Below are 14,552 nucleotides of genomic sequence, written 5' to 3'. Positions count from 1 at the left end.
CTCCGTCAGCCCATGATCAGGTTGGGTAGCCACAGGGCAATCCCCGGGAAGAAGCACAGCAGGACGATGGCCAGCACCATGCACAGCGCGTAGGGCAGGCTGCCCATGAGGATGTCGCGCAGCGAGATATCCGGTGCGATCCCCTTGATGATGAACAGGTTGAGTCCCACCGGAGGCGTGATCAGGCCGATCTCCAGGTTGATGGTCAGGACCACGGCGAACCAGTAGGGATCGAAGTCGGCAGCGAGGATGATCGGCAGCAGGATCGGCGCGGTCATCACGATCACCGCCACCGGTGGCAGGAAGAAGCCGGCCACCAGCAGGAACAGGTTGATCACGCCCATCAGCACCCAGCGGTTGACCTCCAGGTCGGCGATGGCGCCCGCCACGGTCTGGGTGATGAACAGCGAGGAGAGGGCATAGGCGAACACCTCGGCGCAGGCGATCACCAGCATGATCATCACGCTCTCGCGAAGCGAATCGCGCATGATCAGCTTGATCGGACCCAACTGCCACATGCGGTAGATGACGATGGCCAGGGCCAGGCACAGGAAGGCGCCCACGCCGGCGGCCTCGGAGGGCGTGGCCACGCCGCCGTAGAGGGCGAACAGGATGCCTACCACCACGGCGAGGAAGGGCAGCACGCGGATCAGCGCGCGCATGTTGGTCTCGACGTTGGCCTTGACCGTCTCCTTCATCTGCCCGGCGGCCTGGGCCAGCGGGTTGGCATAGCCGCCGGCCAGCTTGCAGGCGATCACGGTCCAGATCATGAACAGCCCGGCGAGCATGAAGCCCGGCACCACCCCGGCGATGAACAGCCGGCCGATCGATGTCTCGCTGGCGATGCCGTAGATGATCATGGTCACCGACGGCGGAATCAGGATCCCCAAGGTACCGCCGGCGGCGATGCAGCCCGCCGCCACGCCGTCGGGATAGCCGCGGGTGCGCATCTCGGGAATGCCCATCTTGCCAATGGCGGCACAGGTGGCCGGCGAGGAACCGGAAAGCGCGGCGAAGATCGAGCAGGCACCGATGTTGGATACCGCCAGCCCGGCGGGCAGGCGCCCCATCCACAGGTCGAGCGAGCGGTAGAGGTCGCGTCCGGTGGGCGAGGAGGCTACCGCGGCGCCCATCAGGATGAACATCGGAATGGCGACGAAGCCGAACTCGGCGATGCGCTCGAAGAAGGTCTCGCCGAAGTAGGTCAGCTCGGGCAGGCCGCGGTCGTAGAGCAGGGCGAGCAGGGAGACGCCGCCCAGGGCGAAGGCGATGGGAGTGCCGATGGCCATCAGGGCCATGAGGCCCAGGGCAACGATGATGCCCAGCGTGATCGGATCCATGTCACTCCCCTCCGCGCAGCATTTCGGCCACGTACTGCAGCGTCAGCAGGGTCGACCCCAGGGCCACGGGAACCAGCGCCGGCCACAGCGGCGGGTTCCATACCGTGCCGGTGGTCCACTGACCGTGCCAGGCTTCGGCACCATAGACCCAACTGCCGTAGGTCAGTGCCGCGCAGAAGGCCAGGCCGAACAGCGAGGCGATCCACTGCATGATGCGCTGGCCGATGCCGCCCACCATGTCGGGCAGCAGGGTAATGGCGACGTGGCCGCCGGTCATCAGCACGTAGGGGCTTCCCATCAGCATGGCGCCGGTGACGGAGAAGATGGTGAACTCGGTCTGCCAACTGGTGCTCATGCCCAGTACGTAGCGCACGAAGACCATATGGCAGATCGCCGCCACGCCGGCGATGAACATGACGGCGGCGAGGTAGGCGGCGGAGCGGGACAGGCGATCCATCCAGCGCACGTATCCGGCTACGAGGGGCATTCGCCTGGCGAGGGGTGAGGTGTTGGCCATGGCCATGTCGTCCTCCCGGAGTCAGGGGCACCGGCCACGGGGGCCGGTGCCGATGGCTGAGCAGATCGGCGTCACTCGACGGCCAGCGCGGCGTCGATGAGGGCCTGTCCGTTGGGGACGTTCTCGGCGAAGTTCTGGTAGGAACTCTGCTTGGCGATCTCCAGCCAGGCGTTGTAGTCCTCCTCGCTCATGCTGACCACCTCGACGCCGTTCTCGCGGAAGACATCGACCATCTGCTGGTCCAGGCCGGCGGCCTCGGCGGCGAAGAACTCCTCGGCGGCCTGGGCGGCCTCCGTCAGCGCCTGCTGCTGCTCCTCGTTGAGCTCCTGCCAGACCTGCTCGGAGATCAGGATCGGCTCGTACATGAACCACAGGGCATGCTCGCCGGGCTCGGTCAGGCACTCTACCTGCTCGTAGATGCGATAGGAGACGAACGACATCGACGAGGTATTGGCGGCATCCAACACGCCGGTCTGCAGCGCGGTGTAAATCTCGGAGGATGGCATCGAGGCGATCGATGCACCGGCGGTTTCCAGCATCTGCTCGAAGGCGGGGCCGGCGGCGCGGAAGGTCTGGCCGTCGACGCTCTCCGGCGAGGTGATGCAGTTCTCGGTGGAGGCGAAGCCGCCTGCCAGCCAGGCGTCTGCCAGCACACGGGCGCCGCCTTCGCGAATGACCTCCTTGATCATGCCCATGAATTCGGAGTCGTTGAGGCGCTGGGCGTGTTCGTGGTTGCGCACCAGGCCGGGCATCAGGGTGGCGGAAAACTCCGGGTGGCGGCCGCTGGCGTAGTCGAGCGGCAGCGCGGTGATGTCGAGGCGACCGCGCGACAGGGCCGCCCACTGCTCGCGGGCCTTGAACAGCGACTGGCCCGGGTAGACCTCGATCTTCAGGTCGACGTCGGCCTCGGCGACCTTGTCGGCCATCAGTTGGACCATCTCGTCGCGCACGTCGCCCTGACCGCCGGGGAACTGGTGCGAGGCGCGAAGCACGGTTTCGGCAGAGGCGGCGCCGCTGAAGGCGAGGGCCAGCCCCAAGGCGAGGGGAGTGAGGATGTGGCGTTGCATTTGGCGTCTCCACGGGTTGTTCTTGTGTGGTAGGTTTTGTTCTGTGATGTTTATCAGCGAGGCTGATGTATACTTCAATAGCGCTTGCGTATACTCATGTCAAATCCGTTACAGTAAAAAGACGTTGCGTTCGTTCGAGGGACGCCGGGAAGAATAAGGAGGGTGACCATGGCCAGCCCCAAGCGCTCGAGTGCACAGCGCCTGCGCGATTCGCTGGAGAACGCCATCATCAATGGCCGCCTGGCGCCCGGCGAGCGGCTCGATCCCGAAGCGCTGGGCCGTGAGTTCAATGTCTCGCGAACCCCGGTGCGCGAGGCGATCCAGCAGCTCGTCGCCAGCGGACTGGTCACGGTCACGCCGAAGAAGGGCACCTTCGTGGCCAAGGTGGGTATCGACCAGTTGATCGAGATGTTCGAGGTCATGGCCGAGCTGGAGGGGATGTGTGGTCGCCTGGCGGCCAGGCGCATCAACGACGCGGAACTGGCCGAGCTGCGCGGCGCACTTGAGCGCTGTGAGGCCGCCGCCCAAGCCGGCGATACCGACGAGTACTACTATGAGAACGAAGCCTTCCACGACTGCATCTATCGCGCCAGCCACAACACCTTCCTGCTTGGCGAGGCGCGCCAGCTCAAGCAGCGGCTCAAGCCGTACCGGCGTTTGCAGCTACAGGTGCGCCAGCGCATGCACAGCTCGCTGCGCGAGCACCGCGACGTGGTGGCGGCCATCGAGGCCGGCGATCCGGCCGCGGCGGAGCATGCCCTGCGCGACCACGTGCTGATCCAGGGCGAGCGCTTCAGCGACTTCGTCGCCAGTATCCGCGCCTTCGAGAACCCCGTTTCCGCCACCGGCTAGGCGGCAAAGCGGCTTGCAAGGAGGCGGTGCGCTCGATTTTCGTTCTCTGCGCGCCTAAAGTGACGGGCAGGAACGTTAGTGGAGTCGTCATGTTTCCCCCTTTCACCCTTCGCTATGCCCGCCTGCCGGAGCGCTTCTACGCGCACTTCGAACCGGTACCCGTGCGCGAGCCGCACCTGATTGCCTTCAACCGGCCACTGGCCGAGGCGCTCGGCTTCGACCTTGCCGCCTTCGATGCCGAGGAGGCGGCGGTGTGGTTCTCCGGCAATGTGGTGCCGCGTGGCGCCGAGCCGCTGGCCCAGGCCTATGCCGGGCACCAGTTCGGCGGCTTCGTACCGCAGTTGGGCGACGGCCGTGCCGTATTGCTCGGCGAGGTGACCGACCGCGACGGCCGGCTGCGCGACATTCAGCTCAAGGGTGCGGGGCGTACGCCATTCTCCCGTGGCGGCGACGGCCGTGCACCGCTGGGCCCGGTGCTGCGCGAATACCTGGTCAGCGAGGCAATGCACGCCCTGGGCATTCCCACTACCCGTGCGCTTGCCGCGGTGACAACCGGTGAACGGGTGGTGCGTGGCATACCCGAGCCGGGAGCCATTCTGACCCGCGTGGCAGCCAGCCATATCCGCGTTGGTACTTTCCAGTACTTCGCCGCCCGCGGCGACGTCGAGGGCGTGCGCGAACTGGCCGATCACGCCATCGAGCGCCACTACCCGGAACTCACGAAACGGGAGGGTGGCGAGCGCTACCTGGGATTGCTGGAGGCGGTGCAGGCGCGCCAGGCGGCTCTGATCGCCAAGTGGATGGGTGTCGGCTTCATCCACGGTGTGATGAACACCGACAACACCTCGATCTCGGGCGAAACCATCGACTTCGGGCCTTGCGCCTTCATGGAACAGTACGAGCCGCAGATGGTGTTCAGCTCGATCGACGAGGGTGGGCGCTACGCCTATGCCAACCAGCCGTGGATCGCCCAGTGGAACCTGGCGCGGTTGGCCGAGACCCTGCTGCCGCTGATCGACGACGATAGCGACCGTGCAGTGGAGCGCGCCACCGAGCTGCTGCAGCGCTACCCCGAGCAACACGAATCCGAATGGCTCGAGATGATGCGCGCCAAGCTCGGCCTGCAGCAGGCGCAGCCAGGCGACAAGGCGCTGATCGAGGCGCTGCTGGCGGCCATGCATCGCGGCCGCGCCGACTTCACCCTGACCTTTCGCCGCCTGGCCGAAGCGGCCGAGAGCGACAAGGCCGAGGCATCGCTGGTGGCCTTGTTCGAGCGCCCCGAGGAGATCTCCGGCTGGTTCGAGGAGTGGCGCCAGCGGCTTGCCCAGGAGCCGCTGCCTGAAGGTGAGCGAACACGTCGGATGCGCCTGACCAACCCGGCCTTCATTCCGCGCAACCACCGCGTGCAGCAAGCGTTGACCGCGGCCATGGACGAGAACGACTTCGGTCCCTTCGAGACGCTGCTCGAAATCGTCACCCGGCCCTACGACGACCAGCCCGAGCGCGTGGAGTACACCCTGCCGGCCGAGCCCACCGAACGCGTCTTCCGAACCTTCTGCGGGACTTGAGCGTCAGCTTTTGCCGAGGCGGTCACGCAGCGTATGGGCTAGCCGCCTGGTAGCCGAGCCCTCGGCTTCGCCCTGTCGCATGACCAGGTACCAATTGAGGTAGAGCCCTCGATCGGTCAGCGCAACCGAAGAGAGGTCGCCCTGCGCCAGGTACGGCAAGAGCGTCCAGGCCGGTAGAATGCTCACGCCCAGGCCGCCGCGTACCAGCGACAGCACGGCGTCGGTCACCCCGGCACTGATGACTTTGGCCGGGAGTACGCCGGCAGGGCTGAACAGCTGCTCGTACTCGCGGCCCTTCTCCGGAGTGGTGTGGTAGGCGATGTAGGGTTCGCTGGCCACGTCCTCGGCGTCGACCCAGTCACGCTGGGCAAGGGGATGGTCATGAGGGGTGGCCAGGCGCAGTTCATCACGTCGTAGCAAAACCGTTTCGAAGCCGACGGGGGGATGGCTGGCGGCGACCAGGGCCAGATCCACGTGGCCGCGGCGCAGTGCGCGGCAGGGCTCCAGGGACACATCCGGCACGATCTCCACACCGACCTTTGAGTGACGCTCGGCCAAGGTCGACAGCCCCTCGGGCAGCCAGTGATAGCCGCCGCACGCCTCGACGCCCACCCGCACGACCTCCTCGACGCCCACCGCGAGGCGCTGAATGTCCTGCTCGGCCCGTTCCAACTCTGCCAGTACGCCGCGGGCGGCGTGCAACAGCCGCTTGCCCGCCTGAGTGGGAATCAGCAGGCGTTGCCGGCGGGCGAACAGCTCCACGCCCAACAGACGCTCCGCCTCCTTGAGCCGATGGCTCAGAGCCGACTGGGTCAGGCCGAGTTGAACGGCAGCATCCGACACGCTGCCGGCATCAGCGATGGCCACCATCATCTGCATCTGGCGGGTACTGAGGCGTGTCGTCATATTAATTTATTTCATATAAAAGCGTATTTAAATCAATTTAAATGCCTTAAGGCTCCTCGTAAACTGTTTGTAGGAACAACTCGTAGGCTCGACAAGACAGGAGAGCTGCCATGGCCAGGCACGAAGGCGAGACGCCGCGCAGCGGTGCGCTGGATCTCTCGCAGGAGGGCGTCCACTGGGACCAGCCGATGAGCTACGGCGAATACCTGCAACTGGGGCCGCTGCTGTCGGCGCAGCGGCCGGGCACCGAAGAACATGACGAGATGCTGTTCATCGTCATTCACCAGGTTTCGGAGCTGTGGCTCAAGCAGTGCCTGCACGAGGCACATGCCGCCGCCGCACATATCGCCGCCGACCGGTTACGCCCGGCGTTCAAGATGCTCACCCGGGTGGCGAGGATCCAGGCGCAGATGATCAACGCCTGGGAGGTGCTGGTGACCATGACGCCTGCCGACTACGCGCGCTTTCGCGACAGCCTGGGCCAGAGCTCGGGCTTCCAGTCCTTCCAGTATCGCGAACTGGAGTTCCTGCTCGGCAACAAGAATGCAGCGATGGTCGAAGTGCATCGTCGGCATCCAGCGCACTATCAGCGGCTCCGCGAAGTGCTGCACGCGCCCAGCCTCTACGACATCACCTTACAGCTGCTGGCGCGGCGGGGCTTCGATCTTCCCGAGTCGGTGATCGAACGCGACTGGTCGGAACCCTACCGGCCCAGCACCGAGGTGGAGCAGACCTGGGCAGACATCTATCGCGATATCGGGCGTCATTGGGAACTCTACGAGCTGGCCGAGAAGCTCGTCGATACCGAGTATCACTTCCAGCAGTGGCGCTTCAGCCACCTCAAGACGGTGGAGCGCATCATCGGACAGAAGCCCGGCACCGGTGGCACCGGTGGGGCCTCGTATCTCGCCAAGGCGCTGGACCTGCAGTTCTTTCCCGAACTGTGGTCGGTGCGAACCACCCTCGAGGAGGGCGCCTCATGAGCCTGCTCCAGCGTCCTCTGGATCTCGACGGCATCCGCGAGCTGGACCGCCAGGACCCGCTGGCCTCATTCAAGACCCGCTTCGCCCTGCCGAAGGGCACGATCTACCTCGACGGCAACTCGCTGGGGGCCCAGCCGAGCGCTGCAGTGGAAGCGGTCGAGGGGTTGATGGTGCAGTGGCGCGACTTGCTGATCCAGGGCTGGAACCAAGGCTGGTTCGATGCACCGGAGCGGCTCGGCGACCGGCTGGCGCCGCTGCTCGGGGCCGAGCCGGGTGAAGTGCTGGTGACCGACACCATCACTCATAACTTGTTCAAGCTAATGGGCTATATCACCGAAGGGCAGGGCCGGACGCGTCCGGTGATTCTCAGTGAAGGGGGCAACTTTCCCACTGACGGCTACATCGCCCAAGGCTTCTGTCGCTTCGGTGGCTTCGAGCACCGGGTCGTGCCGGAAGGGGAAGCGCTGGAGGCGTACCTCGACGAGCGCGTGGCTGTGGTGGTGCTTAGCCATGTGCACTATCGCACCGGGCGCTTGCGCGACATGGCGGCTATCACCCGACAGGTTCATGCCAGCGGCGCCGAGGTGATCTGGGACCTGGCCCACTCGGCCGGTGCTTTGCCGGTGGACCTCGCCGCCTGCGGGGTGCGCTACGCGGTGGGCTGCACCTACAAGTACCTCAACGGCGGCCCCGGCGCGCCGGCCTTTCTCTACGTGAGACGCGACTGCCAGGCCCGGGGCTGGCAGCCGCTCTCGGGCTGGCTGGGGCACGCGGCGCCATTCGCCTTCGAAGCCGACTATGCCCCCGCGCCGGGCATCTCGCAGTTCCGTACCGGCACCCATTCGCCGCTGGCCTTCGCGGCGCTGGAAGTGTCATTGACCCTGTGGCAGGAGGTGGACCTCACCCAGCTGCGGCGCAAGAGTCAGCGCTTGATCGCGCTGTTCCGCGAGTCGCTGGCCGACTGTCTGGATGAGCACGGCATCAGCGACATCACGCCGGACGAGGCGCAGCGCGGCAGCCAGGTGGGACTGTTGGCGCCATCGCACGGCTATTCCATCGTCCAGGCGCTGATCGCGCGGGGCGTGATCGGCGACTACCGTGAGCCGGGGCTGATGCGCTTCGGTTTCGCGCCGCTCTACCTGAGTCATGAGGACGTCTGGCAGGCGGCGCAGCATCTGCGTGAAGTGCTGAGCGAAGGCGAGTACCTGGCCCCGCGCTTCCAGCAGCGCGGGGCGGTGACGTGAGTGCGGCTGGGCGTGGTGGCTGGGTAGTTGAGTCTAGACGCTGGGCAGCACCAGCTCCCGCGCCTCACCCATCAACAAGCCCCGGTTGACTTCCAGCGCCTCGCGCAGGAAGTCCCACAGCAGCCTCACTCGTGCCAGGCGTCGCTGCTCCTGGCGCGCGGTGATCCAGAACTGGCGCACGATCTCCACCTCGTCATTCAGCACGCTCTCGAGCCTGTCGCCGGTTTCGGCCATGAAGCAGGGCAGCACGGCGAGCCCGGCGCCCTGCAGCGCGGCGGCGTGCTGGGTCGTCACGCTGGTGCTGCGTATCGAAAAGTGTGGCGCCGTGCCGACCACCGCCGGGTCGAGCAGCGGGTCGAGGTAACTGAGCTGCTCGCTGAAGATCAGGTCGTCGACGTAGCCGATCAGGCGGTGCTTGCTCAGTTCTGCAACTCGCGCAGGACGGCCATAACTCTGCAAGTAGCCCTGGCTCCCGTATAGCCGTAGCCGGTAGTCGCACAGCCGCGAGATGACTAGCCCCTGGCTCGCGGGGCGCTCCACGGTGATGGCGAGATCGGCCTCGTGGCGGCTCAGGTTGACCACCCGAGGCAGGGCAAGCAGGTCCAGGGTAATGCCGGGGTGGCGTTCGCAAAAGGTAGAGAGCAGCGGGGCGATGACCCAGGTACCGAAGCCCTCGGTCACGCCCAGGCGGATCTGGCCGCTGAGCTGACGATTCTTGTCGGCCAGACTCTCGCCGGCCTCGAAGGCGTGGCGCGCCATCTCCTCGGCGTGAGCCAGCAGCTGCTGGCCGGCTTCGGTCAGGTGATAGCCGTGGGTGCTACGCTCGAAGAGCTGGGTATTGAGTTTCTGTTCGAAGCGGCGGGTACGACGCGACAGCGTGGAGTGGTCGAGCCCCAGGCGGCGGGCGGCGTCCGTCAGCCGCTGGCTGCGGGCAACCTCGAGAAAGATCTGGATGTCCTGCCAGTCGAGCATGGGGTGTGTCTCAGGTGAGTGGCCGAGAATGATCTGTTTGTGCATTCTTGCACAAAGCATGTGAAGAAGTACGCGTTGTCACGCCTGCTTACGGATATATAGACTCGAAGCTAACTTGTTTCGTGTATTTCTACACAGAAAGTCTAATCCGAATAACGATTACAACCACGAGAGAGGAGCACATCGCCATGTCCGTTCGTGAGATCTCGATGTTCATCGACGGCCAGCACGTGCCGTCCCAGAGCCAGGAGTGGCGCGACGTGATCAATCCCGCCACCCAGGAAGTGGTGGCGCGGGTGCCGTTCTGCAGCGCCGAGGAAGTCGACCGCGCCGTGGCCAGCGCCAAGGCCGCGTTCAAGGAGTGGCGCAAGACGCCACTGGCCAAGCGTCAGCGCATCATGCTCAAGCTGCAGGCGCTGATTCGCGAACATACCGACGAACTCGCCGCGCTGATCACCGAGGAGCACGGCAAGACCCTGCCCGATGCCGCCGGCGAGGTGGGTCGCGGCCTGGAGGTGGTGGAGCATGCCTGCTCGATCAATTCGCTGCAGCTCGGCGAGCTGGCCGAGAACGCCGCCAATGAGGTGGACGTCTATACCCTCAACCAGCCGCTGGGCGTGGGCGCCGGCATCACCGCCTTCAATTTCCCGATCATGCTGCCCTGTTTCATGTTCCCGCTGGCCATCGCCACCGGCAACACCTTCGTGCTCAAGCCTTCCGAGCAGGACCCGAGTTCCACCATGCGCCTGGTCGAGCTGGCGCATGAGGCCGGCGTTCCCGCCGGTGTGCTCAACGTGGTGCACGGCGGCCCGGATGTCGCCAACCAGATCGCCGATCATCCCGACATCAAGGCGCTGTCGTTCATCGGTTCCAGCCACGTGGGCTCGTTGCTCTACAATCGTGCCGCCGCAGCCGGCAAGCGCATGCAGGCGATGATGGGGGCCAAGAACCACTGTGTGGTGATGCCCGATGCCAACCGCAGCCAGGCGATCAACAACCTGCTGGGCTCTGCCTTCGGTGCCGCCGGTCAGCGCTGCATGGCCAACTCGGTGGTGGTGCTGGTGGGCGAGGCCCAGGCTTGGCTCGACGACATCGTCGAGGGGGCGCGCAACATGAAGGTAGGCCCGGGTACCCAGCGCGACGCCGACCTCGGCCCGCTGGTCTCGAAGGCCGCCCGCGACCGCGTGGTGCGGCTGATCGATGCCGGCGAGAAAGAGGGCGCCCGCTTGCTGGTCGACGGCCGTGGCTACCAGGTGGAGGGCTACCCGGACGGCAACTTCGTCGGCCCCACCGTGTTCGCCGATGTCACGCCTGAAATGACCATCTACCGCGAGGAGATCTTCGGCCCGGTGCTGTGCGTGGTCAGCGTCGATACGCTCGATGAGGCGATCGCCTTCGTCAATGCCAACCCCAACGGCAACGGCACCTCGATCTTCACCAACTCCGGCTGGGTGGCGCGCCGCTTCGAGACCGACATCGACGTGGGCCAGGTCGGCATCAACGTGCCGATCCCGGTGCCTGTGGCCTACTTCAGCTTCACCGGCTCGCGCGGCTCCAAACTGGGCGATCTGGGCCCCAACGGCAAGCAGGCGATCGCCTTCTGGACCCAGACCAAGACCGTCACCGCGCGCTGGTTCGAGCCCGAGAACGTTTCCAGCGGTATCAACAGCACGATATCGCTGAGCTAAGCTGGCTCAGGTAAGCAGGCGCCCTCGCCCTCTTCGGCGAGGGCGCCTGCGTTTACAGCGGCTAAGTTTTTTTTGCAGCAAGCCGTCAACAAGCGTGGTATCTAGACCAGACACTGGCACCACCATGACTGGGTAACCTGCTGCATGCCTCATCTTCCTTTCTCAGTGGTCGGGGTGCTCCACTGGCTGCTGGCCTCGTTGTGGCTCGTCTCGCTCAATGCACAGGCCGCTATCGAGGTCGGCACCCTGACAGGGGAGCTGAACCTGGGGCCGCATGTCCAGTTGCTCGAGGATGCCGAGCGAGAGCTCGATATCGAGCAGCTTGTGGGCGAGGGGTGCGCCCTGGCGTGGCAGCCTTCGCGACAGGAGACCCTCAACTTCAGCTTCTCCGACTCGGCGTGGTGGCTGCGGCTGCGCTTCGAAAATAACGCCAGTTCCCCAGTGCGCCGCTTGCTGGAGCTGGCCATGCCGCTGCACGACTATCTCGATGCCTATGTGGTAGACGAGCAGGGTGATACGGTCGACCGCTGGCAGACCGGAGACCGACGCCGCTTCGATTCTCGCCCGGTTGCCCACCGCACCTTCGTGCTACCCATCCATATGCCAGCCGGTGCGTCGCGAGAGATTTTCCTGCGGCTGGACACTCATGACGGGCTTTACGATGCCACACCCCTCTCGCTTATGAGCGATGCGGGTTTCCTGGCCAAGGCCCAGCGCGAGCTGATGGCCTTCAGCCTCTACTTCGGTGCGCTGCTGGCGCTGTTGATCTACAACCTGCTGCTCTACGTAGCGACCCGGGAGCGCTCGCTGTTGCTCTACGTGACCTATCTCGGATCGTTCTTCGTTCTGATGTTTACGGCGCGTGGCTTTGCCTTCGAGCACTGGTGGCCGGCGTTGCCTCAGTTCAACAACCAGTTGGTGCCGATCAACATCGGTGTCTTCGCCGTTACGCTCGCCGTCTTCAGCAACAGTTTCCTCAATCTGCGTCGACATGCGCCGGGGGTGACTCGCGCGATTTTCGGCGTCGCTGGGCTGTGCCTGTTGAGCTCGCTGCCTGCGCTGCTCGGCCATTACGCGCCGGTATTTCGTCTGATGATTCCTGCCGCCATCGTACTCTCCGGCCTGCTGCTCGGCGTGGCGGTCTGGCGCAGCTGGCAGCGCGACACCCTGGCCAGGATCTATCTGGTGGCGTGGGGGGTGCTGCTGGTTGGCGTCGCGCTGTACTTCCTGCGGGTCGCGGGCGTACTGCCGTACAACCTCGTGACCGAGTACGCCGTCCAGGTCGGCTCGGGTATCGAGTTCCTGCTGCTCTCGCTGGGGTTGGCCTGGAAGATCAATCAGTTCAAGAACGAGAAGCTCGCCGCCGAGCGTGCCACACTCGAGCTGCAGCGCTCCCTCAATGAACGACTGGAAGTCGTGGTAGAGCAGCGCACGCGCGAACTGGAGAGAGCCAACAGGCGGCTCATGGCGCTGGCGCGCACGGATCCGCTGACCGGCCTGTTGAATCGCCGACAGTTCCATGAGCTGGTCGAGGAGAAGCTGCAGGAGCGTCGACGCAGCGGTCAGCCGCTGCTGTTCGCGGTGATGGATATCGACGACTTCAAGCTGTTCAACGATACCCATGGCCATCAGGCCGGGGATGAGGTGCTGATGCAGGTGGCGACGCTGCTACTCGATCACTTCCGGCGCGCCGGCGACCGGTTGTTCCGCCTCGGGGGAGAGGAGTTCGGTATCCTGCTCGAGGCCGACTCCCTGGAGGCGGGCCAGCACGCCCTGGAGCGCTTCCGTCAGGCCCTGGAGCAGCTTCGGATTCCCCACGAAACGTCGCGCCATGGCGTGGTGACCGGTTCCTTCGGCCTGGTGTGCTGCAGCGACTGCCGACAGGTGCCCTCTGCCATAGCCCTATATCGCCAGGCGGACCAGGCCATGTACGAAGCCAAGGAGCGTAGCCGCAACCGGGTGGTGACCCGGTCGCTGGCCGGGGCTTGGGAGTGAATTTGCTTGCGGGATGCGCGTATGTCGCATGGACATCATCTTTACGTTGACGTTAACTGTCGTTACCGCAAAGACGCCAGAGGTTTTGCCATGACTGCACCGCTCAGCCGCTTTCCCGTCCCCGAGTCGATCAATGACCTACCCGAGGATATTCGGGAGGCCATTCTCGCCGTGCAGGAGAAGGCCGGTTTCGTACCCAACGTGTTCCTGATGCTGGCCCATCGCCCGGACGAGTTCCGTGCCTTTTTCGCCTACCACGATGCGCTGATGGAGCGTGAATCCGACACGCTCACCAAGGCGGAGAAAGAGATGATCGTGGTGGCTACCAGCGCGCGCAACCGCTGCCTCTACTGCGTGGTGGCCCACGGCGCGCTGGTGCGCATCTACGGCAAGGATCCGCTGCTGGCCGACCAGGTGGCGATCAACCACCGCACTGCGCCGATCAGCGAGCGCCACCGGGTAATGCTCGACTTTGCCCTGCACTGCGGCCTGGACGTGGGCGAGCTCACCGACGAATGGCAGGCCCGTCTCACCGAGGTTGGCTTCACCCACGACGACATCTGGGACATCGGTGCCATCGTCGCCTTCTTCGGCCTCTCCAACCGCCTGGTCACCCTCACCGGTACCCCGCCCAATCCGGAGTTCTACCTGATGGGTAGGGTGCCGCGAGAGAACAAGTAACTCGTCAGGTCAGGCGCTGCAGGCTTCCATCAGCCGCCGCACCGGTTCCAGCTGACTGACGTGCAATACCATCACGCTGTTGCCGGGGGCATCCTGGCTGGGGCGGACCACGGCGAACTCGCCCTCTTCGAGATGGAATTCATGGATCTCGCGAAGGCCTTCCGGCGTCCGGCACTGGATCGAGCGGTAGGTGTCGTCCTCGCCGTAGGTCAGGCGATGGTAGACCTTGAAGAAGGTGTAGAGCGTTAGGCCCTGGTCGAAGGCTGGCCAGCGGGCGGGAATGCTGCGCATCTCTTCGTCGAGAACCTGCCCCTTGGCCTCGGCGGCGGCGATGGCGTCGGCCAGTGGCTCGGCGAGCAGCGAGGCATCGTCGCGCGGCAGCGGGGCGGCATGATCGATGGCCTGCTGATGGTCGCTGCTGATTCGCGCCAGATCGTCGAGCGAGGCGATACGGTAGTCGCCATGGGCCAGATCGGCGGGCTCGAAGCCGCCGTTTTCCCAGCCATGAATGACTCGCAGCGTCAGGCGGCCGTTGGCCAGCGGCTCGCCGACCAGTGCCTGCAAGGCGACCCTCAGGTGCAACTGCCGCTCGACGGAAAGATTGTCGAAGGCGGAGTAGGGGTCGGCAAAGATCTGATGAAGATGCCCGGGGGCGTGTTCCTTGGCTTCGCTAAACATGGTGGGTCCCTGCGGGGGAGAAGTGTTCTGGTTTTTTCGTTGTTATATCATTCCAGAGGCT

At 65.1% G+C, this 14,552-nt stretch carries 13 protein-coding genes; 7 read left to right on the top strand and 6 right to left on the bottom strand.

Annotation, left to right across the window (positions count from 1 at the left end):
- Positions 1-5: 5 nt before the first annotated feature.
- The 3 genes from HNO53_RS17220 to dctP all read right to left on the bottom strand — a co-directional run bounded on the left by HNO53_RS17220 (position 6) and on the right by dctP (position 2,924).
- The gene (locus tag HNO53_RS17220) at positions 6-1,340 is read right to left on the bottom strand and encodes a TRAP transporter large permease (protein ID WP_209473813.1); all 1,335 of its coding nucleotides are present in this window, start codon (positions 1,338-1,340) and stop codon (positions 6-8) included.
- Position 1,341: 1 nt separating this feature from the next.
- Complete coding sequence (locus tag HNO53_RS17215; RefSeq protein ID WP_209473812.1) at positions 1,342-1,863, bottom strand: TRAP transporter small permease subunit; 522 nt, start codon at positions 1,861-1,863, stop codon at positions 1,342-1,344.
- A 65-nt stretch (positions 1,864-1,928) separates the two neighbouring features.
- Complete coding sequence (gene dctP / locus HNO53_RS17210; protein ID WP_209473811.1) at positions 1,929-2,924, bottom strand: TRAP transporter substrate-binding protein DctP; 996 nt, start codon at positions 2,922-2,924, stop codon at positions 1,929-1,931.
- 168 nt (positions 2,925-3,092) lie between these two features.
- Here dctP and HNO53_RS17205 point away from each other — a divergent pair, with 168 nt between their 5' ends.
- Positions 3,093-3,776, top strand: coding sequence for a GntR family transcriptional regulator (locus HNO53_RS17205; RefSeq protein WP_209473810.1), 684 nt, complete (start codon positions 3,093-3,095; stop codon positions 3,774-3,776).
- Between the two features lie 89 nt (positions 3,777-3,865).
- Complete coding sequence (locus HNO53_RS17200; RefSeq protein ID WP_209473809.1) at positions 3,866-5,344, top strand: protein adenylyltransferase SelO; 1,479 nt, start codon at positions 3,866-3,868, stop codon at positions 5,342-5,344.
- A 3-nt stretch (positions 5,345-5,347) separates the two neighbouring features.
- Here the strand turns inward: HNO53_RS17200 and HNO53_RS17195 are convergent, their stop codons facing one another.
- Positions 5,348-6,250 carry a LysR family transcriptional regulator gene (locus tag HNO53_RS17195; protein WP_209473808.1) on the bottom strand — a complete coding sequence of 301 codons (903 nt, stop codon included), beginning with the start codon at positions 6,248-6,250 and terminating at the stop codon, positions 5,348-5,350.
- 110 nt (positions 6,251-6,360) lie between these two features.
- Between HNO53_RS17195 and kynA the strand changes: the two genes are divergently transcribed.
- Positions 6,361-7,233 (top strand): tryptophan 2,3-dioxygenase, encoded by an 873-nt coding sequence (gene kynA, locus HNO53_RS17190; RefSeq protein ID WP_209473807.1) that lies wholly within the window; start codon positions 6,361-6,363, stop codon positions 7,231-7,233.
- On the top strand, positions 7,230-8,477 hold the full coding sequence (gene kynU, locus HNO53_RS17185) for a kynureninase (RefSeq protein ID WP_209473806.1): 1,248 nt from the start codon (positions 7,230-7,232) through the stop codon (positions 8,475-8,477). Before kynA ends, kynU begins: the two co-directional genes overlap by 4 nt.
- Positions 8,478-8,510: 33 nt before the next feature.
- Here the strand turns inward: kynU and HNO53_RS17180 are convergent, their stop codons facing one another.
- Positions 8,511-9,494, bottom strand: coding sequence for a LysR family transcriptional regulator (locus tag HNO53_RS17180; RefSeq protein ID WP_242597458.1), 984 nt, complete (start codon positions 9,492-9,494; stop codon positions 8,511-8,513).
- A gap of 143 nt (positions 9,495-9,637) precedes the next feature.
- Between HNO53_RS17180 and HNO53_RS17175 the strand changes: the two genes are divergently transcribed.
- From HNO53_RS17175 to HNO53_RS17165, 3 genes are all read left to right on the top strand, one after another.
- A complete protein-coding gene (locus HNO53_RS17175; RefSeq protein WP_209473805.1) occupies positions 9,638-11,137 on the top strand; it encodes a CoA-acylating methylmalonate-semialdehyde dehydrogenase in 1,500 nt (499 codons plus the stop codon).
- 144 nt (positions 11,138-11,281) lie between these two features.
- On the top strand, positions 11,282-13,132 hold the full coding sequence (locus tag HNO53_RS17170) for a sensor domain-containing diguanylate cyclase (protein WP_209473804.1): 1,851 nt from the start codon (positions 11,282-11,284) through the stop codon (positions 13,130-13,132).
- A gap of 90 nt (positions 13,133-13,222) precedes the next feature.
- Positions 13,223-13,813: a peroxidase-related enzyme gene (locus tag HNO53_RS17165; RefSeq protein ID WP_209473803.1), complete on the top strand. Its 591-nt coding sequence runs from the start codon at positions 13,223-13,225 to the stop codon at positions 13,811-13,813.
- Between the two features lie 9 nt (positions 13,814-13,822).
- Here the strand turns inward: HNO53_RS17165 and HNO53_RS17160 are convergent, their stop codons facing one another.
- The gene (locus HNO53_RS17160) at positions 13,823-14,491 is read right to left on the bottom strand and encodes a hypothetical protein (protein WP_209473802.1); all 669 of its coding nucleotides are present in this window, start codon (positions 14,489-14,491) and stop codon (positions 13,823-13,825) included.
- Positions 14,492-14,552 lie beyond the last annotated feature (61 nt).

Source organism: Billgrantia antri (genome assembly GCF_017868935.1).
GTDB classification, from domain to species: domain Bacteria; phylum Pseudomonadota; class Gammaproteobacteria; order Pseudomonadales; family Halomonadaceae; genus Halomonas; species Halomonas antri.
Note: the sequence above shows the minus strand (reverse complement) of the source record. Positions and strands in the feature narration are given on the sequence as shown.